This is a genomic window from Flavivirga jejuensis, from assembly GCF_030540765.1.
GTDB classification, from domain to species: Bacteria; Bacteroidota; Bacteroidia; order Flavobacteriales; family Flavobacteriaceae; genus Flavivirga; species Flavivirga jejuensis.
This window is the reverse complement of record NZ_JAUOEL010000003.1, coordinates 20115-47108: the sequence shown is the minus strand read 5'-3', so window position 1 is coordinate 47108 and position 26994 is coordinate 20115. Positions and strand designations below refer to the sequence as shown.

25 protein-coding genes are annotated in these 26994 nt (G+C 32.3%); 16 read left to right on the top strand and 9 right to left on the bottom strand.

Annotation, left to right across the window (positions count from 1 at the left end; genetic code table 11):
* Positions 1 to 8: 8 nt before the first annotated feature.
* On the bottom strand, positions 9 to 338 hold the full coding sequence (locus tag Q4Q40_RS09035; RefSeq protein ID WP_303301470.1) for a MerR family transcriptional regulator: 330 nt from the start codon (positions 336 to 338) through the stop codon (positions 9 to 11).
* Entirely contained in the window at positions 338 to 1309 is a 972-nt protein-coding gene (locus tag Q4Q40_RS09030; RefSeq protein ID WP_303301469.1) for a M23 family metallopeptidase, read from the bottom strand. Before Q4Q40_RS09030 ends, Q4Q40_RS09035 begins: the two co-directional genes overlap by 1 nt.
* Positions 1310 to 1537: 228 nt before the next feature.
* On the opposite strand from Q4Q40_RS09030, the gene alaS reads away from it, so the two are divergent.
* The 6 genes from alaS (at position 1538) to Q4Q40_RS09000 (ending at position 9496) form a co-directional block, all read left to right on the top strand.
* Positions 1538 to 4153, top strand: coding sequence for an alanine--tRNA ligase (gene alaS / locus Q4Q40_RS09025; protein WP_303301468.1), 2616 nt, complete (start codon positions 1538 to 1540; stop codon positions 4151 to 4153).
* 1026 nt (positions 4154 to 5179) lie between these two features.
* Complete coding sequence (locus tag Q4Q40_RS09020; protein ID WP_303301467.1) at positions 5180 to 5575, top strand: GxxExxY protein; 396 nt, start codon at positions 5180 to 5182, stop codon at positions 5573 to 5575.
* 48 nt (positions 5576 to 5623) lie between these two features.
* Entirely contained in the window at positions 5624 to 6589 is a 966-nt protein-coding gene (locus tag Q4Q40_RS09015; RefSeq protein WP_303301466.1) for a GSCFA domain-containing protein, read from the top strand.
* A gap of 573 nt (positions 6590 to 7162) precedes the next feature.
* Positions 7163 to 7777 (top strand): DUF4230 domain-containing protein, encoded by a 615-nt coding sequence (locus Q4Q40_RS09010; RefSeq protein WP_303301465.1) that lies wholly within the window; start codon positions 7163 to 7165, stop codon positions 7775 to 7777.
* Between the two features lie 9 nt (positions 7778 to 7786).
* Complete coding sequence (locus tag Q4Q40_RS09005) at positions 7787 to 8722, top strand: pyridoxal-phosphate dependent enzyme (RefSeq protein ID WP_303301964.1); 936 nt, start codon at positions 7787 to 7789, stop codon at positions 8720 to 8722.
* Between the two features lie 21 nt (positions 8723 to 8743).
* Positions 8744 to 9496, top strand: a complete 753-nt coding sequence (locus tag Q4Q40_RS09000; RefSeq protein ID WP_303301464.1) for an enoyl-CoA hydratase/isomerase family protein — start codon at positions 8744 to 8746, stop codon at positions 9494 to 9496.
* 7 nt (positions 9497 to 9503) lie between these two features.
* Here the strand turns inward: Q4Q40_RS09000 and Q4Q40_RS08995 are convergent, their stop codons facing one another.
* Positions 9504 to 11261, bottom strand: coding sequence for an aromatic amino acid hydroxylase (locus Q4Q40_RS08995; RefSeq protein ID WP_303301463.1), 1758 nt, complete (start codon positions 11259 to 11261; stop codon positions 9504 to 9506).
* Between the two features lie 131 nt (positions 11262 to 11392).
* Between Q4Q40_RS08995 and Q4Q40_RS08990 the strand changes: the two genes are divergently transcribed.
* Positions 11393 to 12496, top strand: coding sequence for a bestrophin family protein (locus Q4Q40_RS08990; RefSeq protein ID WP_303301462.1), 1104 nt, complete (start codon positions 11393 to 11395; stop codon positions 12494 to 12496).
* A gap of 358 nt (positions 12497 to 12854) precedes the next feature.
* Here the strand turns inward: Q4Q40_RS08990 and Q4Q40_RS08985 are convergent, their stop codons facing one another.
* Both Q4Q40_RS08985 and Q4Q40_RS08980 read right to left on the bottom strand, forming a co-directional pair.
* Positions 12855 to 13415 carry a DUF4136 domain-containing protein gene (locus tag Q4Q40_RS08985; protein ID WP_303301461.1) on the bottom strand — a complete coding sequence of 187 codons (561 nt, stop codon included), beginning with the start codon at positions 13413 to 13415 and terminating at the stop codon, positions 12855 to 12857.
* Positions 13416 to 13555: 140 nt separating this feature from the next.
* Positions 13556 to 13705, bottom strand: coding sequence for a C1orf53 family protein (locus tag Q4Q40_RS08980; protein ID WP_303301460.1), 150 nt, complete (start codon positions 13703 to 13705; stop codon positions 13556 to 13558).
* 139 nt (positions 13706 to 13844) lie between these two features.
* Between Q4Q40_RS08980 and Q4Q40_RS08975 the strand changes: the two genes are divergently transcribed.
* On the top strand, positions 13845 to 14183 hold the full coding sequence (locus Q4Q40_RS08975; RefSeq protein ID WP_303301459.1) for a hypothetical protein: 339 nt from the start codon (positions 13845 to 13847) through the stop codon (positions 14181 to 14183).
* A 240-nt stretch (positions 14184 to 14423) separates the two neighbouring features.
* Here Q4Q40_RS08975 and Q4Q40_RS08970 read toward each other — a convergent pair whose 3' ends face one another.
* Positions 14424 to 15878, bottom strand: a complete 1455-nt coding sequence (locus tag Q4Q40_RS08970; protein ID WP_303301458.1) for a hypothetical protein — start codon at positions 15876 to 15878, stop codon at positions 14424 to 14426.
* Between the two features lie 366 nt (positions 15879 to 16244).
* Here Q4Q40_RS08970 and Q4Q40_RS08965 point away from each other — a divergent pair, with 366 nt between their 5' ends.
* The 3 genes from Q4Q40_RS08965 to hemL are packed head-to-tail and all read left to right on the top strand — an operon-like array spanning position 16245 to position 19257.
* Entirely contained in the window at positions 16245 to 17156 is a 912-nt protein-coding gene (locus Q4Q40_RS08965) for a 1-aminocyclopropane-1-carboxylate deaminase/D-cysteine desulfhydrase (protein WP_303301457.1), read from the top strand.
* Positions 17149 to 17952, top strand: coding sequence for a glucosaminidase domain-containing protein (locus tag Q4Q40_RS08960; RefSeq protein ID WP_303301456.1), 804 nt, complete (start codon positions 17149 to 17151; stop codon positions 17950 to 17952). The genes Q4Q40_RS08965 and Q4Q40_RS08960 overlap by 8 nt, the downstream gene beginning before the upstream one ends.
* Before the next feature lie 18 nt (positions 17953 to 17970).
* Positions 17971 to 19257, top strand: a complete 1287-nt coding sequence (hemL, locus tag Q4Q40_RS08955) for a glutamate-1-semialdehyde 2,1-aminomutase (protein ID WP_303301455.1) — start codon at positions 17971 to 17973, stop codon at positions 19255 to 19257.
* Between the two features lie 157 nt (positions 19258 to 19414).
* Here the strand turns inward: hemL and Q4Q40_RS08950 are convergent, their stop codons facing one another.
* Entirely contained in the window at positions 19415 to 19864 is a 450-nt protein-coding gene (locus tag Q4Q40_RS08950; RefSeq protein WP_303301454.1) for a DUF4890 domain-containing protein, read from the bottom strand.
* 322 nt (positions 19865 to 20186) lie between these two features.
* The gene (locus tag Q4Q40_RS08945) at positions 20187 to 21404 is read right to left on the bottom strand and encodes a hypothetical protein (RefSeq protein ID WP_303301453.1); all 1218 of its coding nucleotides are present in this window, start codon (positions 21402 to 21404) and stop codon (positions 20187 to 20189) included.
* 294 nt (positions 21405 to 21698) lie between these two features.
* Between Q4Q40_RS08945 and Q4Q40_RS08940 the strand changes: the two genes are divergently transcribed.
* The 3 genes from Q4Q40_RS08940 to Q4Q40_RS08930 all read left to right on the top strand — a co-directional run bounded on the left by Q4Q40_RS08940 (position 21699) and on the right by Q4Q40_RS08930 (position 23947).
* Positions 21699 to 22577 carry an alpha/beta hydrolase gene (locus tag Q4Q40_RS08940; protein WP_303301452.1) on the top strand — a complete coding sequence of 293 codons (879 nt, stop codon included), beginning with the start codon at positions 21699 to 21701 and terminating at the stop codon, positions 22575 to 22577.
* Positions 22537 to 23358, top strand: coding sequence for an alpha/beta hydrolase (locus Q4Q40_RS08935; protein ID WP_303301451.1), 822 nt, complete (start codon positions 22537 to 22539; stop codon positions 23356 to 23358). The genes Q4Q40_RS08940 and Q4Q40_RS08935 overlap by 41 nt, the downstream gene beginning before the upstream one ends.
* A 148-nt stretch (positions 23359 to 23506) precedes the next feature.
* Positions 23507 to 23947 (top strand): hypothetical protein, encoded by a 441-nt coding sequence (locus tag Q4Q40_RS08930; RefSeq protein ID WP_303301450.1) that lies wholly within the window; start codon positions 23507 to 23509, stop codon positions 23945 to 23947.
* A gap of 115 nt (positions 23948 to 24062) precedes the next feature.
* Here Q4Q40_RS08930 and lysS read toward each other — a convergent pair whose 3' ends face one another.
* Positions 24063 to 25754 (bottom strand): lysine--tRNA ligase, encoded by a 1692-nt coding sequence (lysS, locus tag Q4Q40_RS08925; protein ID WP_303301449.1) that lies wholly within the window; start codon positions 25752 to 25754, stop codon positions 24063 to 24065.
* Positions 25755 to 26032: 278 nt separating this feature from the next.
* Between lysS and Q4Q40_RS08920 the strand changes: the two genes are divergently transcribed.
* Entirely contained in the window at positions 26033 to 26191 is a 159-nt protein-coding gene (locus Q4Q40_RS08920) for a YqaE/Pmp3 family membrane protein (protein WP_303301448.1), read from the top strand.
* Between the two features lie 44 nt (positions 26192 to 26235).
* The gene (locus Q4Q40_RS08915; protein WP_303301447.1) at positions 26236 to 26991 is read left to right on the top strand and encodes a hypothetical protein; all 756 of its coding nucleotides are present in this window, start codon (positions 26236 to 26238) and stop codon (positions 26989 to 26991) included.
* Positions 26992 to 26994 lie beyond the last annotated feature (3 nt).

The following is a 26994-nucleotide window of genomic DNA, read 5'->3' as shown; positions in this document are numbered from 1 at the left end:
GCCAATTCTTAAAGATGTTGCTTTATTTTAATAAGTTGATTTTTAACGTCTTCAAGTTTACTAATAATTTCAAAATTAGAAAGCGTATCTTTTTTGTCTTCTTTTAAATGCGTTTTTGCACCTTCGAGAGTAAATCCACGTTCTTTAACAAGGTGGTAAATAAATTTAAGATTCTTTATGTCTTCAGGAGTGAACTTACGATTGCCCTTAGCATTTTTTTTAGGTTTTAATACATCAAATTCTTTTTCCCAAAAACGAATCAACGAAGTGTTTACATTAAATGCTTTGGCGACTTCGCCAATAGCATAATATCGTTTTTCAGGTAAATCTATATGCATTAGTCCAGAGATTGATTTTCTAAAGAAGCATGCTCCAATAGTTTATTAAATTCTTCAGCAGTTAAACTACCGTAATAGAAGTTTATAGGGTTTATACGTGCGCCATCTTTAAAAATCTCATAGTGTAAGTGCGGTCCTTCAGAACGCCCTGTACTACCTACAAAACCAATCAAATCACCACGTTTAACCTTTTGGTTTTTTTTCACATTATATTTATATAAATGTGCATATAAACTTAAATATCCAAATCCATGATCAATTCGTATATGCTTCCCATAGCCGCTAGATCCAGAATCGGCACGAACAACTTTTCCATCGCCACTAGCATAAATAGGTGTGCCCCTTGGAGCCGTAAAATCCATGCCCCAGTGCATTTTTCGAGCTTTAGTAAACGGATCGGATCGCATACCGTAACCAGAAGCCATTCTAGTTAAATCTTCATTACTAACTGGTTGAATGGCAGGAATGGCAGCCAGAATCTTTTCTTTCTCTTCAGCTAAGATAGCAATTTCATCGAGTGATTTAGATTGTACCACAATTTGTTTTTGTAATATATCGATACGTTTATTACTTTCTATTATTAATTTAGAATTATCAAACCCTTCCAAATCTTTATACCTGTTTATTCCTCCAAATCCAGCTCTACGCTGTGCTTCAGGGATGGGGTTTGCTTCAAAATAAACACGATAAATATTATTATCTCTCTCTTCAATATTTGTTAAAACAGCTTCAGCTTCAGCCATTTTTTTATCAAGCAATTCATACTGTAGTTGCATGTTCTGCAACTCACGTTTCATAGCTTTTTCTTTAGGAGATTCAATATACTGACTAGCAATAAAAACGAAAATAAAAGCGAAGAAAGCACAGCCTAAAATAAAGAAGGACACATACTTAAAAGTAGTTCTCTTTTTTCGTTCTATTTTTCGGTATGAGAGCGATTCAGAATCGTAATAATATTTTACCTTACTCATTTCTTAAATTATACTATTTTTGCAACTAAATTGAGGTAATAGCAATCATTGCATTTAATATGCAAACGGGCAAACCTACAAAAAAATAATTATAATCTATTTACGATTATTTTTCAATGTAGGATTACGATACCTTAAATTTAGGGTAAATTTGAAGAGTAAATATAAAATAAAAATTGCTTCCTTTTAAAAGTAATTTAATAGAAACAAGATTTTTAATAAAAATACATGAAATCACAAGATATACGATCAAAGTTTTTAAGTTTTTTTAAGGAAAAGAAGCATAGTATAGTCCCATCTGCACCCATGGTGTTAAAAGATGACCCTACTTTAATGTTTGTAAATTCTGGAATGGCACCTTTTAAAGAGTACTTTTTAGGAAATGCGCAATCAAAGAATAGTCGAATTTCCGATTCTCAAAAGTGTTTGCGTGTTTCAGGAAAGCATAACGATCTGGAAGAAGTTGGTTACGATACCTACCACCATACGCTTTTTGAGATGCTTGGTAATTGGAGTTTTGGTGACTACTTTAAAAAAGAGGCGATTGCTTGGGCCTGGGAATTATTAACAGAAGTTTATGGTATTGATAAAGAGATACTATATGTGACTGTTTTTGAAGGGAGTGATGATACCGATAACCTTCCAATGGATACTGAAGCTTACGATATTTGGAAACAATACATTGCAGAAGACCGTATTTTAAAAGGTGATAAAAAGGATAATTTCTGGGAAATGGGAGAACAAGGACCTTGTGGGCCTTGTAGTGAAATACATGTTGATATTCGATCTGCGGAAGAAAAAGCGAAAATTCCTGGCAAAGATTTAGTAAATCAGGATCATCCACATGTTGTAGAAATTTGGAATCTGGTTTTCATGCAATACAACAGGAAAGCAAACGGTAGTTTAGAAGATCTTCCAGATAAACATATTGATACAGGAATGGGCTTTGAACGTTTGTGTATGGTGTTGCAAGGAGTGCAATCTAATTATGATACAGATGTTTTTATACCTTTAATTAGGGAAATAGAAACGATAGCTAAAATGAAGTATGGCAAGGTAGAAGATGTCGATGTAGCCATTCGTGTTATAGCCGATCATGTTAGAGCTGTAGCTTTCTCTATAGCAGACGGACAACTCCCCAGTAATACAGGAGCAGGTTATGTTATTCGTAGAATTTTACGACGTGCCATCCGTTATGGTTTTACGTTTTTAGATAAAAAAGAAGCCTTTATTTACAGATTAGTAGATGTTTTGAGTAAGAAAATGGGAACAGCTTTCCCAGAATTGAAAGCTCAAAAACAACTTATTGAAAATGTTATTAAAGAAGAAGAACAATCTTTTTTAAGAACTTTAGATCAAGGTTTGGTATTGTTAAACCGAATTGTTGAAGAAACTAAAGGTGATACGGTATCTGGAGAAAAGGTTTTTGAATTATATGACACCTATGGATTTCCGATAGATTTAACGGCGCTTATTTTAAGTGAAAAAGAATTAAAACTTGACGAAAAAGGTTTTGATGCAGAACTTCAGAAGCAGAAGAATCGTTCGCGTGCAGCTAGTGAGATGTCAACCGACGATTGGACCATTTTATTTGATGATGCCGAAGAAGAATTTATAGGTTATGATACGCTTGAAGCCAATGTGAAATTAACTAGGTATAGAAAAGTGGTGTCTAAAAAGGACGGTGAAATGTATCAATTGGTATTTAATATTACACCATTCTATCCCGAAGGAGGTGGTCAAGTAGGCGATAAAGGGTATTTAGAAGATGCCCACGGGGATGTTATTTATATACTAAATACTAAGAAAGAAAACAATGTGATCATTCATTTTGCTAAAAACTTACCAAAGCATATTGAAGAGACGTTTAAGGTTGTTGTAGATTCTAAACAGCGATATCGAACTGAGTGTAATCATACCGCTACGCATTTATTACATCAAGCTTTAAGAGAGGTTTTAGGGACACATGTAGAGCAAAAAGGAAGTGCCGTGCACTCAAAGTATTTGCGTTTTGATTTTTCTCATTTTTCAAAATTAACAGTTGAAGAATTACGTGATGTTGAAAATTTTGTAAACGCGAGAATAGCTGGGAAATTACCTTTAATAGAAAAACGGAATATACCTAAGGAAGAAGCTATAGCAGATGGAGCTATGAGTTTGTTTGGTGAAAAGTATGGCGATACGGTTCGTGCCATTCGTTTTGGACAATCTATTGAGCTTTGTGGTGGAACGCATGTAAAAAATACGGCCGATATTTGGCATTTTAAAATAGTATCTGAAGGAGCGGTAGCATCGGGAATCCGTCGTATTGAAGCCATCACCAATGATGCTGTTAAAGATTTTTATTTTGAAAATAACCGTGCTTACTTTGAAATGAAGGATTTGCTTAACAATACAAAGGAACCTGTAAAAGCATTACAAAGTTTACAAGAAGAAAATACGAGCCTTAAAAAACAAATAGAATTACTTTTAAAAGATAAAGCCAAAAATATAAAAGGCGAACTTAAAAGTGAGTTGCAAGATGTTAATGGCATTCAGTTTTTAGCTAAAAAAATAGATTTAGATGCAGGAGGCATAAAAGATGTTGCTTTTGAGCTAGGGAGTCAGTTTGATAATTTATTCCTGTTATTTGGAGCAGAGCAAAACGGAAAAGCCTTGTTGTCTTGTTATATATCAAAAGAACTAGTGGCTAGTAAAGAATTAAATGCTGGACAAGTAGTTAGAGAACTTGGAAAATATATCCAAGGCGGTGGCGGCGGACAACCATTCTTTGCAACTGCAGGAGGTAAGAATCCAAACGGGATTAATGACGCTTTAGAGAAGGCAAAAGATTATATAGAATAGTTTACCGAAGACGCAAAGCCGCAAAGTTATATGGATGTATTGTGAATATCCAAGATTGGATTAAATGCTGATCTGCAAAAACAACAACAAATAAAGCCTTTTTTTAAGCTTAGCGCCTTAGCGCCTTAGCGAGAAAAAAACATTACTAAATCACTCTAACAATTAAAAAAAACAAAATTGCATGGGGTAATGAAGGGGTTTTTAAAATGGTCTCGCGAAGCCGCAAAGACGCAAAGTTATACGGCGTATTGTGAATATCTACGATTGGATTAAATGCTGATCTGCAAAAAAACTAAATTAAGCCCTCTTTTTAAGCTTAGCGCCTTAGCGTCTTAGCGAGAAAAAAATATTACTAAATCACTCTAACAATTAATAAAAACAAATTGTATGGGGTAATGAAGGGGTTTTTAAAATGGTCTCGCGAAGCCGCAAAGACGCAAAGTTATATGAATGTATTGTGAATATCCAAGATTGGATTAAATGCTGACCTGCAAAAAAACTAAATTAAGCCCTCTTTTTAAGCTTAGCGCCTTAGCGTCTTAGCGAGAAAAAAATATTACTAAATCACTCTAACAATTAATAAAAACAAATTGTATGGGGACAAATGAAGCGCTTTTTTAAATGGTTTCGCGAAGCCGCGAAGCCGCAAAGTTTTATGGATGTATTGTGAATATCCAATTGGATTAAATGCTGATCCGTAAAAAAGAAAAACAAACAAATAAAGCTCCTTTTTTTAGCTTAGCGCCTTAGTGTCTTTGCGAGAAAAAAAATTACTAAATCACTCTAACAATTAAAAAAAACAGAATTGTATGGGGACAAATGAAGCGCGTTTTAAAATGATCTCGCGAAGCTACGAAGCCGCAAAGTTATATGATGTATTGTGAATATCCAAGATTGGATTAAATAGCTAATCCGCAAAAAGAAAAACAAACAAATAAAGCCCCTTTTTTAAGCTTAATGCCTTAGTGCATTAGCGAGAAAAAAAACATTATTAAATAATCTAAATAATTAAATAAATAAAATTATATGGGGAATAAAGAAGTGCTTTTTGAAAACTACTTAGCTACAAAAATAGTTGATTGTTGTTATCATATTCATGTTAATTTAGGTCCAGGTTTGTTGGAGTCCGTTTATGAAGAAGTTTTGTTTTCTGAATTAACTGAAAAAGGGTTTGTAGTAGAACGTCAAAAGCAGTTACCGGTAGTTTGGAAAAACAAAAAATTAGATTTAGGGTTTAGAACTGATTTAATTGTTGAAAACAAAGTGATTATTGAAATAAAATCCGTTTTAGAAATTCACCCCGTTCATCCAAAACAATTAATGACGTATTTGAAGTTAAGCGGTTTGAAACTAGGGCTTCTAATTAATTTTAATAGCCCTTTAATAAAAACAGGAATAACCAGAATGGTTAATGGTTTATAAAAAGAAAACTTTGCGACTTTGCGTCTTTGTATCTTTGTGAGAAAATAGATGAAACTTCAAACCAAAATATTATTACAAAAACAGTCTAATAATCTAATAGACTATAACTCTAATATGCTTCTATTAGGGTCTTGTTTTGTGGAAAATATTGGTAAAAAGTTAGATTATTTTAAATTTAAAAATACCCAAAACCCACTAGGTATTTTATTTCATCCTAAAGCCATTGAAAATTTAGTTTCTGATGCAATAAATGAAAAGACATATACAGAAGAAGACATCTTTTTTCATAATGAACAATGGCATTGTTTTGATGCACATTCAAAATTAAGCAACACCTCAAAGGATGATTTGTTGATTAATTTAAACAAGAACATAAGATCAACAAAACAACAGATTCAAGAATCAACGCATGTGGTTATTACTTTTGGTACTGTCTGGGTATATCGTTCTGTTGAAACCAAAGAGATTGTAGCAAATTGCCATAAGATTCCTCAAAAACAATTTACAAAAGAATTGCTTTCGGTAGGAGAGGTCTATACATCTATAAAAACACTAGTAAGTTTAATTAAAAGTATAAATTCTGAAGCGTCAATTATTTTTACTGTATCACCCGTACGACATATAAAAGATGGTTTTATTGAAAACACACAGAGTAAAGCACATTTAATAACAGGAATACACCAGTTTTTAAATCAAAAATCATCAATTGCTAATCGTCAATCATTCTACTTTCCCTCTTATGAAATTATGATGGATGAACTTCGCGATTATCGTTTTTATACAGAGGATATGATTCACCCAAACAAAACAGCTATCAACTATATCTGGGAACGTTTTCAAGAGGTTTGGATGGCTTCAATAGCATATAAAACAATGGGAGAAATCGATGTTATTCAAAAAGGATTACAACATAAGCCATTCAATCCAAATTCAGAAGCACACCAAAAATTTCTTCAAAATATAGCCGTTAAAAAAAATGAAATCCAATCCCAGTTTTTACATATCGTATTTTGAATATACTTATCAATTATAGAGGTTTTAATGAGAAAAATATGCCTTGGTACTGTTGGTAAGTATCTCTGTATTTGATATTTATTAATTAAGAGTGGTAAATAATATTATAACGCTTTATCTTTTTTAATAACGCTTTATCGAAAAATTGCGGATTCTAAAACTAATAATTGTACGTTTAAAATGCTATTAATCAGTTCATATCAAAAACATCAATGGTTTAAATCGATAAAAAGATTTACAATTGGTGTTTTTTTTATGCCATTTTTTTAGCCTTAAACATCCGAAATTGATTGTGTTATTGGGAGTTATATTATAACTTTAGTTTAACTTTTACTTAATATCACTGTTAAGCAAGTTTATTATTTTTGACTTGTTAGTTAAAATTTCATAAATGCATTAGTTTAGACTTCTTATGTCGGAGAAAACTAATGTTTTTTTGTTTAAACGAGAGAACAATTCTTCTGAAGCATGCGAGTGAGTATGAACAGAAGTTGTCATTCTAGTGAAAGTGAGAATGTATATTTAAGTATATATTGAAGAAGTATAGTTCCAAAATATTTCTTTACTTAGCATATGAGAAAAATTCTATTTGGCGTTATAATTACTTTAATTGTTCTGTTTACTTTTAAGTATTGTGGAGATAATCAGAAAGATAAAATAATACTTCAAGAAAGTTCTACACTAATTGAAGAACAAATTAAAAATGTTGGAAAGTTGGTTGTGACCGAAGGTCATTTTAGTGAAGTCTTTAATTATAAGAATTCTAAAGAGATTTTTGGTGACTATTTTACTTCAGAAAAAAAAGCATTAGTTGTTGTGAATGCAGATGTTACCATAGCTTATGATTTAAGCGAAATTGAATTTGAAATAGACGATGTAGGCAAAACATTAACTATTTTGAGTATTCCAAAAGAAGAAATAAAAATTAGCCCAGACTTTGAATATTACGATATTCAGTCAGATTTCTTAAATCCTTTTGAAGCTAAAGATTATAACGAGATAAAGCATATTGTAAAAACATCATTAAATAAGAAATTAGAAGCTTCCGATTTAAAAGCAAATGCTAAAAATAGGTTAATAAGCGAGTTGTCAAAATTTTATATTCTAACAAACTCTTTAGGGTGGACCTTAAAATATAATGAAAACCCAGTGTCTACACTAGATGCTTTACAAGGTTTAAAATTGTAGTTACTAATGATGGATAAACTTACCTTGCAAAAAGTTCACAATCTTATAAAACCCTATATTCATAGAACCCCAGTTTTAACATCACAGTTATTAAATACGATATGTGAAGCTGAGGTTTTTTTTAAGTGTGAAAACTTTCAAAAAATGGGAGCGTTTAAAATGCGAGGGGCGGTACATGCTATTTTAAATTTAACCGATGAACAAAAAAGAAAAGGCGTTGTTACACATTCTTCGGGGAATTTTGCTCAGGCCTTATCATTGGCAGCCAAAAGCCTGGAAGTGACTGCCTATATAGTAATGCCCAAAAATGCACCGCAGGTAAAAAAAGAGGCTGTAAAAACTTATGGAGGTGTTATTATTGAATGCGATTCTAATATAAATGCGAGAGAAAGTGGAGCAGCACGAATTCAAAAAGAAAAAGGCGCAACTTTTATCCATCCTTCAAATGACGATACTGTTATTTACGGTCAAGGAACCGCAGCTATAGAATTGCTAGAAGATTATAGCGATCTAGATTATATATTCACGCCAGTAGGCGGTGGTGGGTTGTTGGCAGGAACTATTTTAGCAGCGAATCACTTTTCTAATACGTGTAAAGTAGTTGCAGGAGAACCTAAGGCAGTTGATGATGCCTATAGATCATTGATTTCTGGAAATATTGAAAAAAATGAGACCTCTAATACCATAGCAGATGGTTTGCGAACTTATTTAGGAGATAGAAACTTTCCAATTATAAAAAAACACGTTGAAAAAATAATACGCGTTGAAGAAGATGAGATTATTAATGCCATGAAATTGATTTGGGAGCGTATGAAAATTATAATTGAACCATCAAGTGCGGTTGCCTTTGCTGCTGTTTTAAAGGATAAAAAAAAGATTAAAAATAAAAGAATAGGAGTCATAATATCGGGTGGAAATGTAGATGTTTCTAACCTGCCTTTTTAAATAATTATTGTAATTTACATCATGTCAAAATCATACGTTAAGTTAACCATTAGTAGCGATATAGGGTATATTGAATTCTTTCACCCAAATCGCAATTCTATGCCAAGTGATGTTTTATCTCAGTTGGTAAAAACCATTCAAGAAGCAGGGAACAATGATGCTATTAAGGTTATTGTTTTAAAAAGCGGAGGCGATAGAACCTTTTGTGCAGGAGCTAGCTTTAATGAATTAATAGCCATTGAAAATGCTAAAGTTGGTAAAGTTTTTTTCTCGGGTTTCGCTAATGTTATTAATGCCATGCGCAAATGCCCTAAACTTATAATAGGTCGTGTTCAAGGAAAATCTGTAGGTGGTGGCTTAGGCTTAGCTGCTGCAACCGATTATTGTATGGCAACAGTATATGCCTCAATAAAACTAAGTGAATTAAGTATCGGTATTGGGCCTTTTGTTATAGAACCTGTAGTTACTAGGAAAATAGGATTATCAGCCATGTCTCAAATGACAATAGATGCTGAAACTTTTTTTTCTGCGGAATTTGCAAAAGAAAAAGGACTTTATGCAGATGTTTTTGAAACAGTAGAAGAACTTGATGAAGCTGTTATAACATTGGCGACTAAACTAGCGTCTTATAATCCTGAAGCCTTAACAGAAATGAAAACTGTTTTTTGGAAAGGTACAGACCATTGGGACACTTTATTAACAGAACGTGCCGAAATAAGTGGCAAATTAGTGTTAAGTAAATTCACAAAAAAGACTTTAAAACGGTTTAGGTAATTTCTCGCTATACGCTAACAGTTTGTTTAACAATTTCTAAACCATCGTCAATTAAAAGGCCTACTTCTGGTCTGTTTTGTTTTACAGTTTCCAGATGATTTAAAATACTTTCACAAAGATTAGATTCGTTAGCGGTAAAAGCCAATTCGTAGAGTTCTACTGATAATAACCAATCATTAGGGTGTTTTTCAATCAATTGTTCTAAGACCTTAGTTCTGGAAATGGTTTTGTTTTTATTTTCTCTGTAATCTCTAATTTGTTGGTATAAAGCTTCTAATTGTAATTGTTCAGTTGATTTTTTTACATGAATTGTTTTAGTAGATGGTACATGTGTTATCAGATCAAAACTATTTAGATCGGCTGGTCCAGAATATGCAGAAACAATATCTTTACCTACAGCCATATCGTAAACACCCCATTCAGGAAAAAACAATGTAGTTTCATTATGTGTTACTGTACAGTTTTTAAAACTGATCAATATTATTTTACCTTGCAGATTTCGTTTCCCAGTAATAATTTCGCCAGAAACTTTTATGCCGCCTTCAAATTCTAAGGTGATACGTTGTTCTTCATAAATGGCATAGGCAGATAAGTCACGAGGGCTCATATCTTCAATCGCTAAATTAATGCCTTTAAGTTTTCCAACAGGAGATCCAAAACCTCTATGATGTGTGTTAGTACCATGTCCAACTAATTCTTTTTCTCTATAGGCTAAAGCCGTTTCTCCTGTGGTTTGTATATAAATAGGATTTCCATTGCTTTCAATTATACTGGTAAATATTCCAGAAATTTGTAACCCTGTACTTAGTTCTATGGTGCCTAAAGCTTCAGATTGTATGAGTTTGTTAATTCCAGAAAGTCCACCTTTACGCAAAGACATGGTATTTGCAAATTCCTCTAAAACAAGACTTAAATGTGCAAAGTCTGGTATAACAAAAAGTTGAGGTTGTGGTTTGGTGATATCAAAATCTTTATAAGCGGCATTGATATCGTAAGGAAGTTTTTTAACTTCATCAGTCATACACCAGGCACTTTCACCAATAGAAGAGAGTAGCCCAGCGCCGTATATTTTTGGATGTTCCAGAGTTCCGATCAAGCCATATTCAACCGTCCACCAATGCAGGTTTCTAATAAGTGCCATTTCACTTGGTTCACCCATGTTTTGTTGTAAATCTTCTACTTTTTTTTCCGTTGCAGCGATGTCGCTTTCACTAGAATTTGGTGCTTCTTTAATAATAGATAAAGCTCTTACGGCTTCATATAATTGATAGTCTTTAGCAGATGAAATGGCTTTACAACCAATTTCTCCAAAACGTCTTAAATACTCAGCATATTCTGGATTTGCAATTATGGGTGCGTGTCCTGCGCCTTCGTGAATAATATCTGGAGCGGGGGTGTATTTTATGTTTTCTAACTGTCTAATATCACTAGCGATAACCAATACATTGTATGCCTGAAACTCCATGAACGCATTTGGAGGAATAAAACCATCAACAGCAACAGCTGCCCAACCAATGTCTTTTAAAATCCTGTTCATGCCATACATGTTAGGAATGCTATCAATAGAAATTCCCGTTTGGTTTAAGCCGTCGAGGTAAGACTTATGAGCTACTGTACTAAGAAAATCAACATTTTTACGCATTACATAACGCCAAACAGCTTGGTCTATGGCAGAATAATCCTCGTAATTTTGAGGTTTTATAAACTGCATTAAATGCTTAGGCAAGCGATTTAAAATAGGATTAGATTCAATAGTGTTAGACATAATTAATTTAACTTAGACTTTTATGTAGTAAAAATACGAAATCTTTAAACGATTGTCGATTTTTTTGTGTTTTTAATAATGTTAAAGGGAATGCTTATTTTAGTGTTTTTATATTTTAAACCTTAAAAATTATGTATACAAAACGTATCTTTCCTATAGCAGGAGTTTTAAAATGGACTCGAAGACATATTTTATTATTTATAGTTTTAGCTTTTATTCCCGTTTTTTTATTTGATGTACTAGGTTTAAAATGGTTGCATGTTCCTTGGTTGCCATTAGGTGTATTAGGTACTGCAGTGGCATTTATTGTGAGTTTTAAGAATAATGCTTCTTACGATAGGCTGTGGGAAGCCCGAAAAATATGGGGAGGCATTGTTAATGCATCACGTTCTTGGACGATAATGGTGAAAGATTTTATAAATAATGACCATACTGATAAAGATAGAACAGAGGAGGAAATACAAGCAATTAAACGGGAGTTGGTGCATAGACATGTGGCTTGGTTAACAGCTTTGCGATATCAGATGAGAGAAGAAAGACCATGGGAAATGCATCTTAAATCTAAGCGGTCTAATATAGAATTTAGAGCTTCAAAATATAGAGTTTGCGAAGATGTGGAAGATTTAGAAGGTGCTATAAAATCATATATTTCGGAAGCGGAGTATAAAGAGGTTTTAGCAAAAGGAAATCAAGCATCTCAATTATTAGGAATTCAATCGCGACGTTTAAAAGAATTAATGAATCTAGGTTTAATTGAGGATTTTAGGCATATGGAAATGACGAACATGTTGGTAGAGTTTTACACGCTTCAGGGTAAAAGCGAACGTATTAAAAACTTTCCATATCCAAGACAATTTGCGACACTTAACTATTTATTTGTTTGGATTTTTATTTTATTAATTCCTTATGGAATTATGGAGGAATTTGAGAGTTTTGGTGAGAAAATCTTAGGATTATTAAGTAAACATGAAGAGCGTTCCTCTTTAATGCACGTTACACAAGAAGCTATTGCGAAGCATTTTGTATGGTTTTCTGTGCCTTTTAGCGCTTTAATCACCTGGGTATTTTATACTATGGAAGCTATTGGAGAAAATACAGAGAACCCTTTTGAAGGTGGTCCTAATGATGTGCCTATTACAGATTTGAGCAGGGGTATAGAGATAGATATAAGACAACTTATTGACGATACCGATATTCCAAAGCCTTACGTTTGGGAAAATGATATTGTGATGTGATAAACCGATAATTGGTATATAACTAACGTGAGTTCGGCATAAGAACAAAATTATTAAGTTGAATTTCAAAAAGTTAAAACTTAATATCAGGTTGAGCGTAGTCGAAACCTATTTAAATATCTAGATTTTGAAAGTTAGACGTGAATATCATTAATTTACTTGCCTCCCTGTTTACCAAGCTTCAGACATGGTAGATTTCATATCTATAATATGTTTGACAGAGAGAAAATCTGATTCGTGTTTATCTAAATTTACAATATCAGGAACGCAGTCGAGAACTAAAATACCTCATTAAATATGAAGGTTTCGATTGCATTCCAGACATTCAATTTTTATTTACCTTTTTAGATAATCTTTTTTATTGTTGAGCTCCAGGAGGATACTTCGTCATAATTTCTGTTACAAACTCTTTAATACGAGCTTCTTTTTTCTCCATACTTTTACTTAAATAACCCGTTCCCATACCTTGCCAAACAAGTTCTTTTTTATTAGAATCAATAAGGTCTATGTATAGAGAGCCTTGTGTGCTGGTAGATACATTAGGTTGTTGATTCCAACCCCATCCCCAACCAGGTCCGAAGCCTCCCCAGCCTCCCCAACCCCAGCCACCATAACCCCAAGAGTTATTGTAAACGTCTACACGTTGCTGAGATTTTGTAAAAAGACTTACTAAAAGATCAGGATTTTTAGATTTTGTAAAGCCTTTAGCTAATAATTCTGCTTCAATAGCACGAAGGATTCTCCGTTTATCTAAATCATTAATTTCTGCTTTATCAATACCTGTTTTAAAAAAAGCAAAGGTTTTGTATTCTCCAAAATTAGCATTCTTATCATAATCTGCTGCTACACGCACAGAACTGCATGAGGTAACCACAATGAGCAATGCCACAAGTGGTAAGGTTTTTAATAATTTTTTCATAGCCTTTTGTTTTTAAATTACATAACTAGCATTAAAATCATTGATTTAAGTGCTTTCCAATTTTTAGTAATAAGCATCAAGAATCATACCAAGCCTTTGATAAATGATTTTGTGCTGTGTTTACTATTTTGGTTTTAGTGTTATTTTTTTTTGTTATACCCGTATGGGCAATGTCTGCATCCGCTTTCACAACAATACCCTCTTCTTAAATGGTATTGTTCTGTGAAACAGCGATAACCTTCTGGTGTTAAGTAGTAATCACCTTCTTCAATAGGGATTATTTTTTTCATCTGATTGTATTCATTTTTTTAATCGTCAGACGCGATTTGCATACTAAGAATCTCAATTAACCTTAAAAGACTTAGAGGTGCTCATGTCATTTAAAACAAAGATAATATAATTTGGTTTGATTTTTGAATGTAATAAAGTATGGTTTTAATTTCGAAATATTTAGTTCCGAAAGGGTATACAGGTTTAACTGTGTTTCCTTTTGTGTTTTTGAGGTCGAAACATTTAAAAAAGGATGCTGTTTTAATGAATCATGAAAAGATTCACTTAAAGCAACAATTAGACATGTTAATAATGCCCTTTTATTTAATGTATGCTATTGAGTTTTTAGTACGGTTATTTCAGTATAAAACATGGGATTTGGCTTATCGGAATATTTCTTTTGAACGTGAAGCTTATGCAAATGAGGTCAACCTCGATTATCTAAAATGTCGTCCACCTTTTGGATTTTTGAAGTATCTTTTTGTTAATGATGTTTAAGTATAAAAGGTTTGGTTTATTGTGAAATTTATACTTTCTGCTGAGCTATCTATAATACAAAAGCCATGACATAAAAATTATAGCTTCTGTTATTTGCATTCAGGACGGCACCTGTCACAGCCGAAGCGCTAGCGTATATAACACTAGCTGGGATTATTATTAAAAAAACAGAATAAAAAAACTGTCCTAAAATGTTTTTAAGACAGCCTTTTTTATTTTCTGTAACTAAGATTTGTCATACTACTTTAATGTTCTAAGAAATTCTGATATTTTTTTATGTTGATCATCTTTCATTAAATCAATCTCTTTTTTACTTTTTCCTTCACTTGATTGAATATAAGCATCAAATATATGGCTTAAATATATTGGGGAGGTATTGCCAGCAAAACTTATAGGACTATGGCAAGAAAAACAATTCGCGAGATTTTTTACATTAATATCCGAAATGTTACTTTGAAATGTTTGTGTAAATGTTTCCATAGTAACATTAGCACAATTTAAAGATCCTCGGGCACTAGATCCTGGTGTTGCTGCACTTATAGAACTTCCTAATTTTACAATTTTTTGAGCTTGCTGAAGTGGTGTTAAGCTGTCTGTATCTATCCATATAGAACCATTGTAAAAATAGTTTTGCCAAACATCTTTAAGGTTTTTTGCAACACTTGCATTTATTTCTTTTATATTATTAAAGTTTTCAGGTTCACTTTGACTTGTTTTCATATAACCTGATGCCGTTACTGGAACTCCATATTGAAATAAGTCGAAAGCTTTACTTGCTAATACAGGCTTGTCGTCTTTAATAAATGTAATACCATCTAAACCTGTTGTACTGCCTTTAGCAAATAATAGTTTTTCAGTAGCGGAACTTGCAGAGTTTGCTTTCCAATCATAATTTGGCGCCATATCATTATGTTCGAAAGTGGCCCAGATAAATTCTGGATGATTTTCTACAACTCCTACAACATGCATGCCTAATAAAGCAACATTAGTATTTGTATATGTTTTACCATCTTTATTAATTACAGCTGCTGTAGTTGTATAATAATCTTTTAATTTGTCGTTTGGTATAGCTGTTACATCTACCCAGGAAACTTTTAATTCTAAAGAACCTACAGGGAAAGTCTCTAAATTGTTTGCTGGTAATTTTCCTGATGCTAAAGCTGCTTTAAAAGCCTCAGCTGACTCTTGCATGATCAAGCTTGTATGTATTGAATAGTGTACTGTAAGCGCTTTGTCTGTTGCACTATTATATGCTGGATTTACTTTTAGTATGCCATGACTAAAGCCTGCTTGTATTGTATCTGTTAATACAACACTAGCACCTGCTTGTTGCACAACTGGTTCCATAGCATCTGTAACCTGAATAATTTCTTTTTGGTTAAGAAATAATGGTAAATCTCCCTCAGGCTTTGTTACCCATAGAAACTTTTGCCATGACCATTGATGAAAAATACAGTTTGTTGTTGAGCTTACATCAAATGGACTTCCTTTACCTTCAGCGGGAGGAGGTGTTTGGCTGTGAGGAAACCAGCTTGCTTCAGATAAACACAAAGTACCTCCGTTTTCTTCATTGTATGTTGTTAAAACTTCTTTTTTTACATCCTCAGCTTTTTTTTCATTTTTACAAGATAAAAAGCATACAACTAAAATAGTAGTCAATAATGTCGTCTTTAGTGAAATAGTTGATTTTTTCATTTTTGAATAGTTTTTAATTTAGTTTATTTAATAAAAGTGAGTTTAGTTTTTAGGGTTATAATGTTTATTGGTTTCAACTGTAGTTGAAAGGATGTGGTTTAGTGCATTTTGCTTTCAGTTTTTAAAAACTTTTGATGCAAATTCAGTTTTATCATGGTTCTTTTTTTTCGGTATTTCACTAAATAGACTTTGAGTCTATAGAGTGATTTATTTGAAAACAACATCATAAATGTAGGTTATTTTTTACTTTTATAGTGTTTTTTCTTGCATTTTGTTTGTTGAAATCCAGATGTAAAGACATTTTTTTGCTTACGCAAACTTAAAAACAACATTCGTTTTGGGGATTTTTGAAGTATCTTCGCGCTAATGAATTTTAAGCTTGAGCACAGTATTAATCAACAGGTTTCTTTAGCAAAAGAAAAGGGCGTAGAACTGTTTGTAAAACGTGAAGACAAAATTCACCCTTTTGTGTCTGGAAATAAATATAGGAAACTTAAATATAATCTTCTTGAGGCTAAAGAAAAGGGTTTTAAAACACTTCTTACTTTTGGAGGCGCCTTTTCCAATCATATAGCTGCGGTGGCTTCTGCTGGGAATTTATTAGGTTTTAAAACGATTGGTGTTATTAGAGGTGAGGAGTTGGAAGATAAAATCGTTGGTAATGAAACTTTAAGTTTTGCAAAACAAAATGGGATGCAATTTAAGTTTGTTTCAAGAAAAGATTATAGAGATAAAACATCTGAGGCTTTTTTGATGGCGTTAAAAAAAGAGTTTAATGATTTTTACTTGATTCCAGAAGGTGGTACAAATGCTTTAGCGGTTAAGGGATGTGAAGAAATATTAACTGAGGCAGATGGTGTTTTTGATTATGTATGTTGTGCGGTTGGAACGGGAGGAACCATTTCTGGACTTATAAATTGTTCAAAACCCAGTCAACAAGTTTTAGGATTTCCTGCTCTAAAAGGTGATTTTTTACAACAAGATATTAGTAAATTTGTAACGAAAACCAATTGGGATTTAATAACCAATTATCATTTTGGTGGTTATGCCAAAATAAATGAAGAATTAGTAACGTTCATTAATCAGTTTAAAAAGTTAAATATCATTCCGTTAGATCCTGTTTATACAGGTAAAATGATGTTTGGGATTTTTGATTTAATTCATAACGGTTATTTTAAAAAAGGCTCAAAAATTTTAGCAATTCATACAGGGGGCTTGCAAGGAATTAAAGGTATGAATACAGTATTAAAAAATAAAAAATTATCAATAATTGAATAGAAGAATAAGAAGAATAGGGTTTGTGTTATGTTTAGGTTGTATTGTTTTTAGTTGCCGTACTAAAAAAACAGTAATTGCAAAAAAGCCAAAAACGAATACTGAAAACATAGAGAATAATAATAAAGAAACGAAAACAACGTCTGAGAGTTCGACCAAAGTATACGCGAATGCTACCGAGAAGTATATTGATGTATATAATGAAATTGCTCAACAGGAAATGAGTTTATACGGTATTCCTGCAAGTATTACATTAGCTCAAGGTATTCTGGAATCTGGTTCTGGAAAAGGACGTCTTTCTGTAAAAGCCAATAATCATTTTGGTATTAAATGTCATGGTTGGACAGGTGGTAAAATTTATCATGATGATGATAAAGCACAAGAATGTTTTAGGAAATATAAAGATGCGAAATATTCGTTTAGAGACCATTCCCTTTTCTTAAAAGACAGAAAGCGTTATGCGAAATTATTCAAACTCAAAAAAGGTGATTATAAAGGTTGGGCCAGAGAATTAAGGGCTGCGGGTTATGCAACCGATAAAAAATATCCTCAAAAATTAATTAGCATTATCGAGCAGTATAAATTGTACAACCTGGACAAAAAGGTTTTGGGAGATTCGAATATAGAATTTGAAATACCAACAACTATTGGAGGTGGTAATACGTATACCGTTTTAAAAGGGGATACGCTATATGCTATTTCAAGAAAGTACAATATCACGGTTAAAGAGCTTCAGAAATTAAACAAGTTAAAAGGCACAGATTTAAGTGTTGGACAAGTATTAATTGTAAAACCGTAAATAACCAATTATAAATTTATGAACTATAAAAGAAGTAGCGAGCTATTCGCAGATGCGGAAAAGGTTATTCCAGGTGGTGTAAATTCACCAGTAAGAGCGTTTAAAGCAGTAGGAGGAACCCCTATTTTTGTAAAAGAAGCAAAAGGTGCTTACCTGTATGATGAAGATAATAATAGATTAATAGATTATATTAATTCTTGGGGGCCAATGGTTTTAGGGCATGCCTATGCTCCTGTTGTAAATGCTGTAGTAGAAAAAGCAAAAAAAGGAACCTCGTTTGGGATGCCAACGGAAATTGAAACTAAAATTGCAGAGTTGGCAGTTTCAATGGTACCTAATATTGATAAAATAAGGTTTGTAAACTCAGGTACAGAAGCATGTATGAGTGCTGTGCGTTTAGCACGTGGTTTTACAGGAAAAGACAAAATTATAAAATTTGCGGGTTGTTATCACGGACATAGTGATTCATTTTTAATACAAGCAGGTAGTGGTGCGGTTACTTTTGGAAGCCCAAATAGTCCTGGGGTAACCAAAGGAACGGCTAAAGATACCTTGTTAGCTCGCTATAATGATATTGAAAATGTAGCGCAATTAATTGAAGCGAATCAAGGTGAAATAGCTTGTATTATTATAGAGCCAGTCGCAGGGAATATGGGATGTATTCCTCCAAAAGATGATTTCTTAAAAGCCTTAAGAGCTTTATGTGATACTCATAATATTTTGTTGATTTTTGATGAGGTTATGACGGGGTTTCGATTGGCAAAAGGTGGCGCTCAAGAGTTATTTGATATTAATGCAGATATTGTTTGCTTCGGAAAAGTAATTGGTGGTGGTTTACCCGTTGGAGCATTTGCAGCTAGAAATGAGATTATGAATTATTTGGCACCATTGGGACCCGTGTATCAAGCAGGAACTTTAAGTGGTAACCCTCTGGCTATGGCGGCTGGTTTTGCTATGCTAAATGAATTGAATAATGATATTGAGATCTTTGATCGTTTAGCTAAAAAGACAGAATACCTGCATATCGGTATTTCTAAAGTTTTAAATGATAATAATATTATTCATACTATTAACAGAGTAGGGTCTATGATTTCAGTTCACTTTGACGATTCTGAAGTTGTAGATTTTGAAACTTCAGCAAAAGGAAATAACGATACATTCAAGAAATTCTTTCACGGGATGTTAAATGAAGGTATATATATTGCACCAAGTGCTTTCGAAACATGGTTTATTACAGATGCTTTAACTTATGAAGATTTAGATTTTACCATTGCAGCGGTAAATGCCGTGGCAAAAAGCCTATAAACCTGTCATATAACTAACAATATTATGATAATCATCATTACTCATTGGTTATCAGTGTTTTGATGAGTTCGTTATATGATAGGTTATAAAAAAAGAGCATTTCAAAATTTGAAATGCTCTTTTACTCAAAAAACTCAACTAACAAATTAACTAATGTTTATTTTTTTCCATCCTTACCTTTCTTTTTGCCTTTTCTTTTAGAACCCATTTTTAATTGAGCTTCTTCCCATTTAGCATATTGCTCTTTATCTAATATCTTTTTCATTTTAGCTTTCACAGCAATTTTACGGTCTAATCTGTCATTTTCCATTTTCAAACGCTCTTCTTTAGTAGGTTTTTGAGCGGTTCCATTCTCTTTTTTTGCCTGACGAGCTTCCATCATTGTTTTGCGTAAAGTGGCATTTTCCAGATTTATTTTTTGAACCTCATTTTGTTGTGATTCACTTAAATCTAAAAACAAAGTCATTTTTTTTGTTTTTAAGGTTGCTATTTCTTCAGCAGAAAGGTTGCTCATTTTTTGTCCTCTTTCTGGTCTGTCTTTTTTTTCTGATTGTGCTATAGCTTGAATAGATATTAATGCTATAGCAATAATTATTAATTTTCTCATTTTTATACTTTTTAAGTTATTTGTAGATTGGACTTCTACTTTTTAAAAAAGTTTAATAGGTTTTTGATTTTAACCAAATATTAACAAGTTAATTTCATATAATGAATTGATTATAATGGATTATTTATTTATGAGTAAACATAAATATATTGAAAAGGTCTCGATTGCGCTCTTGACATTGTAACTGATAATTAAGACAGGAATGACACAAATTTATGTTTGAGGATTTCTGTAGGTTACATAAACACGAATCAGATTTACAGTCTGTCAAACCCTATATAGATTTGAAACCTACTGCCTCTGGATTGATAAATGTATAAGGTTATTTAAAAACAGGGATTTTTAGAGAGACGCCAGTTTGGAAATCTGGGGCGTTATGAATCAAGAAATCTTCTTTAAAATATATAGATAGTTTGTAGTTAGGATGACCATAAGTATAAATAAAAGACCAATTAGATAGTGGTCTGTATAATGTTGTAACACCATGTTGCCAACCACTTTTTATGTCTTCCCAATTACCCAAAAGTTTATAATAATCGGCTTCTTCTGCTTTATTGTAACGAGATTGGATTTGATAGTTTATACCAAAGGCATTATAGTTACCTTTTTTTGTGTATTTGGCTATTTCAAGATTAGTTTCAAAAGTTCCTAAAAATGGGTTATTACCCAAATCGATAACTTCTTTAAAGTCGATAAGGTTTTTGTGTAAAACACCCATTCCTAAACCGATATTGAGTTCATAGTTGTTTTTGAGTTGTATTTTTTTAATAATATTTGCGGAAACACCTATGTCTAAAGACGTATTAAATTTAGAAGTATTAATGCCTAAGTGGCTTCCAATATTTAGAAATATATTTCTGGTTTTATTTCTTGAAAGAGTAGGGTAATAAAAGTGATTCAATTCGATGCCACCTATAAAGAAATCATTGTTGTTTAACTCAAGTGTATTTCCATTTTTATCGAGATATTTAAAATTCACTTGATTTAAGCCGTAGAAACGTCTTCCAAAAGGATCTTCCCCGCCATTTATATTGCTATGAAACCATTCGATGGTTTCGTCGCCAGTAAAAAGTGAAAACGGTTGTTTTCCTTTTGTTATTAAATAAGACCGTAGTGTAATTCCTAATTCGTGTTTTTTACTTAACGGCATATTTATACTTACTCTAAATTCTTTTATAACTGCATCAATAACAATATTTAAATAATCGGAAGGCGTTGCTTGTTGGTCTATAAAGTAAAAAGGACGCTCATGCCAGATTATATTACTTAGCTCTTCTCTTATTACAGGATCTTTCGGGAAGTAGCCTTCAACAAAGGGATGAAAGTTATTTCCGCTTACAGAACTTATAGTAAGTGTTGGTTTTTTTGGAGGACCATGTTTAAAATTATGGTTAATTCTGGAGCTAAAAATACCAAAATGGTGTGTACTATTAAGGCTAGGATTATCAATACCGTTTTTTATCGATAAGCTATCTTTTTGTTGAGCAAAAACAAAAAGGTCACAAATACAAAATACAATAAAGAGTATTTTTTTTAGCATCGAGTAAAAATAGTCAAAAGTTTAAAATAGCAAATACTAAGCATTTATTAATTTTTGCTGAGATTATTTTAATAAATTTAAAAGTGATTATGTATAGGTCTTGATTATTCATCTTACCTTTCACTAGTTATAAAAACTTATTACAAAAAAAGCTTCTCGGTGTATGTCAATCCAATTGAAAGATTGCTTTAGGTGTTTCTGAAATTTATTCGATGCTATTATTTTCATAATTTTTAGAGTGCTATAATTCAAGAAATCAATTTGTCGTATCTTAGTATTCTAACGCTTTTTACGATGCCTTATTGGTTATACATTACTATTATTGTTTTAATTGTTTATGTTGTAATAAGCATTGCTTTGTATTACCTGCAGGATTATATGTTATTTAAACCAGAAAAGCTTCCTGAAGATTTTCAGTTTAATTATGAAAACCAAGCGTTTAAAGAGTATAATTTAGAAACAAGAGATGGAGCAATAATTAATGGTGTTCGGTTTTTTCCAAAGGGAGAAAGTAAAGGTATTGTACTATATCTAAAAGGAAACTCTAAAAGTATTAAAGGTTGGGGGAAGTTTGCCGTCGATTTTACCAGACATGGTTATAATGTTTTAATGGTTGATTATCGCGGTTTTGGGAAAAGCACAGGGAGGCGTTCACAGAAAGCTATAAAACGAGATTTACAAGAGGTTTATAACAAAATAAAAGAACTCACTACAGAAGATCGAATTATAGTTTATGGCAGATCTCTAGGGTCTGGATTTGCTGCTAAATTAGCCTCGATGAACCATCCAAAAATGCTTATTATGGATGCACCTTACTATAGTTTAACCAAAGTGACGGCACGTTATGCACCCTTTATGCCGTTGTCTATTTTATTAAAATATCCCTTACCAACTTATAAATGGTTAAAGTATGTGCAATGCCCAATACATATTATACATGGTACTAACGATAAACTTATCCCGTATAAAACGAGTGTTAAATTATCTCAAGTAAACTCTAAACTTACTAAGTTGCATTCGGTAATTGGTGGCGGACATAAAAACTTAAATAATTTTGAATCATATCATAAAATGATTCATGAAATCCTGAATATAGCTCCTCAAGAAATAGATTTATCAACTACAAGTATTCATGTTAAACATTCGTCAAAGAAAAGTAAAACAAAGGCTTAGGAAAGTAAGCATTGTTTTAATAAGCTTATATATTATGGTTGCTGCGTTATTATACTTCTTGCAAGAAAAAATATTGTTTCATCCTACCGTTTTACCACAAGATTTTAAGTTTGAATTTTCACATCCTTTTGAAGAATTATTTTTTAAGACGGATGTTGCTGTTATTAATGCAATCCATTTTAAAACAGATAAGCCTAAAGGAGTGATATTGTATTTTCATGGTAATGCTGGTGATTTATCCCGCTGGGGAATGATTACTGAGTTTTTTGTTGAAAAACAGTATGATGTTTTAGTGATGGATTATAGAACTTTTGGTAAAAGCACAGGCAAATTAAGTGAAGCAGCTTTATATAACGATTCGGAGTATTGTTATAACTATTTAAAACAATACTATTTAGAAAGTGATATTATAGTTTATGGTAGGTCGTTAGGAACAGGGGTAGCAACCTATATAGCATCAAAAAACAAACCCAGACAATTAATTTTAGAAACACCATATTATAGTCTAATTGATGTCGCTAAATCCAGATTTCCTGTTTTCCCTGTAAAGTATCTTTTAAAATATAAATTGCCTAGCTATAAGTTTATAACCAAAGTAGATTGTCCTATATCTATATTTCATGGAACTAACGACCAGGTGGTTCCTTATAAATCTGGAAGAGGATTATTTGAAGTAGCTCCAACACCTCTTACTAATTTTATAACAATAAAAGGAGGTGGGCATAATAACCTTATAAATTTCAAAGAATTTCATTCCAATATTGAAATTATTCTTCCTTGAAAATCTTAAAAAATTAACATCTCCATTCCTATTTCTTAAATAAAAGATAAAAGATAAATCGATAGTGTTAAAAGTTTCTAAATCATGTAACTACTTTCAGAAAAACGCATCAATTTTGTAGTGTAAATTAGAAAATGATTTCATTATTATGATAAAGTTAGGGTTTATTTTTAGCTCATTGTTTGCGTTAAATACAGCGGCTAATACAAATGTAAATTCAGATACATTTAGGTCTGCAACTTGTGAGGGACATTATTTGGATATTAGTAATATAGTGGTATATGAAGTCGAAGAAGAAATTGAACTTGGTTTTAATACTAAAGATTACTTGCCAGAAAATTTCAATCCATTAAAAGGAAAAGGAGATATAGACTGGAGCACGATTGAAGTTTACAAAATAGAAGAAGACGTTGAAATAAATTTTGATACAAAAAAGTATTTACCAAAAAACTTCAACGCATTAAAAGGAAAAGGAGATATAGATTGGAGCAGGATTGAAGTTTTCGAAATAGAAGAAGATGTTGAAATAGGTTTTGATACAAAAAAGTATTTACCAGAAAATTTCTCTCCCTATAAAGGGATGTGTTGAATAAAAATTGAGAGTTAGTTTTAAGTTTAATAAAGTAGTTAGTTTGTTAGTTAGTTAAAAAGCCAGTAATTTTTAAATTACTGGCTTTTATTTTTAGATAATTCAGGTTTATCTGTTATAACATTTCAACAAATAGACCATCATCCGTTTTTTCAACTTTGGCTAAACTATTTTTAGTTAATTCTTTAATAGTTTTATCCCATTTTTTATTCGATAAACCAGATTGCGATTTAAGATCGTTAAGTGTTAAGCGTTCTGTTTTTTTAAGTAGCTCTAAAAGCGCTTTCCCTTCTTCACTAATAGCTAAGGCCTTCTTTTCAGGACGCATTTGCGGGAAGAATAACACCTCTTGTATGGATTGGTTATTGGTTAAGAACATTATCAATCTATCCATACCAATCCCCATGCCAGATGTTGGAGGCATACCATATTCTAAAGCACGTAAAAAGTCATGATCAATAAACTCTGTAGCTTCATCGTCACCTTTGGCAGCCAATTTAAGTTGGTGCTCAAAACGTTCGCGTTGGTCAATAGGATCATTAAGTTCAGAATAGGCGTTAGCGATTTCTTTACCACAGACCATAAGCTCAAAACGTTCTGTTAATTCTGGGTTTTCTCTATGCTCTTTACATAATGGACTCATCTCTTTCGGGTAGTCTGTTATATAGGTTGGCTGTATATAGTTGCCCTCACATTTTTCACCAAAAATTTCATCAATAAGTTTGCCCTTACCCATGGTGTCATCAACTTCAATACCTAAATCTTTTGCGGCTTGTCTAATCTCATCTTCGGTTTTTCCTGTAATATCAAACCCTGTAAAATGTTTGATAGAATCTGCCATAGTAACACGTGCATATGGCGCTTTGAAATCTATTTCATGACCTCCAAAAGTAGCTTTTGTAGTTCCGTTTACGGCAATAGCACAATGTTCTAATAAGCGTTCGCAGAAATCCATCATCCAATTATAATCCTTGTATGCTACATAAATTTCCATAGCAGTAAATTCAGGATTATGCGTTCTGTCCATACCTTCGTTTCTAAAGTTTTTAGAAAACTCGTATACACCATCAAAACCACCAACAATTAATCGTTTTAAATATAACTCGTTAGCAATTCGCATGTATAATGGAATATCTAAGGCGTTGTGGTGTGTTATAAAAGGACGTGCCGCTGCACCACCAGGAATGGGCTGTAGCACTGGTGTTTCAACCTCAAAATATCCAGAGTCATTAAAAAACTGACGCATGGCATTAAACAATTTGGTACGTTTTACAAAAACATCCTTTACTTGCGGATTCACAACTAAATCTGCATAACGTTGTCTGTAACGCTGTTCAGGATCTGTGAATGCATCGTATACTATACCATCTTTTTCTTTTGGTAACGGGAGTGGTTTTAAAGCTTTACTTAATAAGGTAAAATCTTTAACTTTAACTGTTTTTTCACCTACTTGCGTGGTGAATAATTCGCCTTTAATACCTACAAAGTCACCAAAATCTATAAGTTTCTTAAAAACTTCGTTGTATTTTTCTTTGTCATCACCAAGGCAAATTTCATCACGATTAAAATATACTTGTATTTTCCCCTCTGCATCTTGCAATTGAGCAAAACTTGCTTTTCCTTGTACTTTTATCATCATCAATCTACCAGCAATAACAACCTGTTTACCCTCTTCAAATAGGTCTTTAACCTGTTTTGAGGTATGGTTTACTGGATATAAATCTGCTGGGTATGGATTGATACCTAATGCACGTAATTTTGCTAATTTTTCTCTTCTTACAAGCTCTTGCTCTGATAATTGCGACATATTCTAATACTGTGTAAATTTTAAAGGCACAAAGGTAATCATTTGATTTACGATTTACGATTATTGATTTACGAAATTTTTGAGTGTTATTATAAGCAAAAGCTATCTGTTGCGATCTCTTTACTCGTATTTTAGATAAGGTTTTTCTTTTGTAATGAAGTGGTTTAAATTTTTTTAATCTCTAACAAAAAATTGTAACAAAATAAAAAGGGTAACGTCAAATAAGTAACATCATCAATCTAAACTGAACTTATTTCAGTATTAAAATAAATCAAATTATGAGTTTTTGGAGAGTTCTACTGTCTATTATTTGTCCACCTTTAGCTGTTATAGATAAAGGGTGTGGCTCCATTTTTATTGTCTTTTTATTATGGCTTTGCGGTTGGGTGCCAGGCGTTATTGCTGCCCTGGTTATTATTAATAATCCAAAGAGATAAAAACGTATCTTTGCACATTAAATTAAAACCCAAAAATTAGTAAAATGAGCAAATTTTATATACTTATTATTTTTAGTATTTCTATTGTTTTTAGTAGTTGTCAATTTTCAGAAAATATTTATATAAATGAAAATGGTTCTGGTAAAATGGAATTTTCTTTTGATGGCTCTCAGCTAATGCAAATGGGGGGAGGTGAACTAGGTGTTAATAAAGAAGAAGCTGTAGATTCCACCTTTAGTTTTAAAGAACTATTTGATGCAAAACGTGATAGTATCTCTCAATTATCGGAAGAAGAACAATTAAAATTAAAAAGTTTAGAACCATTTAGTATGCATATGGTTATGAATCCAGGAACTTCAGAAATGATGTTTAAGATGTACACAGACTTTAAGGAAGTAAGTGAACTTCAAGATATGTTTAAAGCGATGAATAGTTTTAGCGATATGAGAGGAAAAAGTGAAGGAAAAGCTAGTACCCCTAACAATCCGTTTACTTCTTTCGGACTAGATGGAAGTACAACACTTGATTATAATTATGACGGTAAAATATTTAAGCGTGAGGCTAAAATACTTGATAAAGAAGCTTATAAAAAAGTGACAGATAGTTTAGGCGAAATGGCTATTATGTTTGGTTCTTCTATGTATAAATTAAATTATCATTTTTCTAAGCCGATTAAATCTGTATCAAACGAAAAAGCTATGTTTAGTGCCGATAAAAAAAGCGTTACAGTAGAGTTTGGTTTTATGGAGTACCTATCAAATCCTGAAGCTTTAAATTTAGAGGTTATATTAGAAGATTAATAT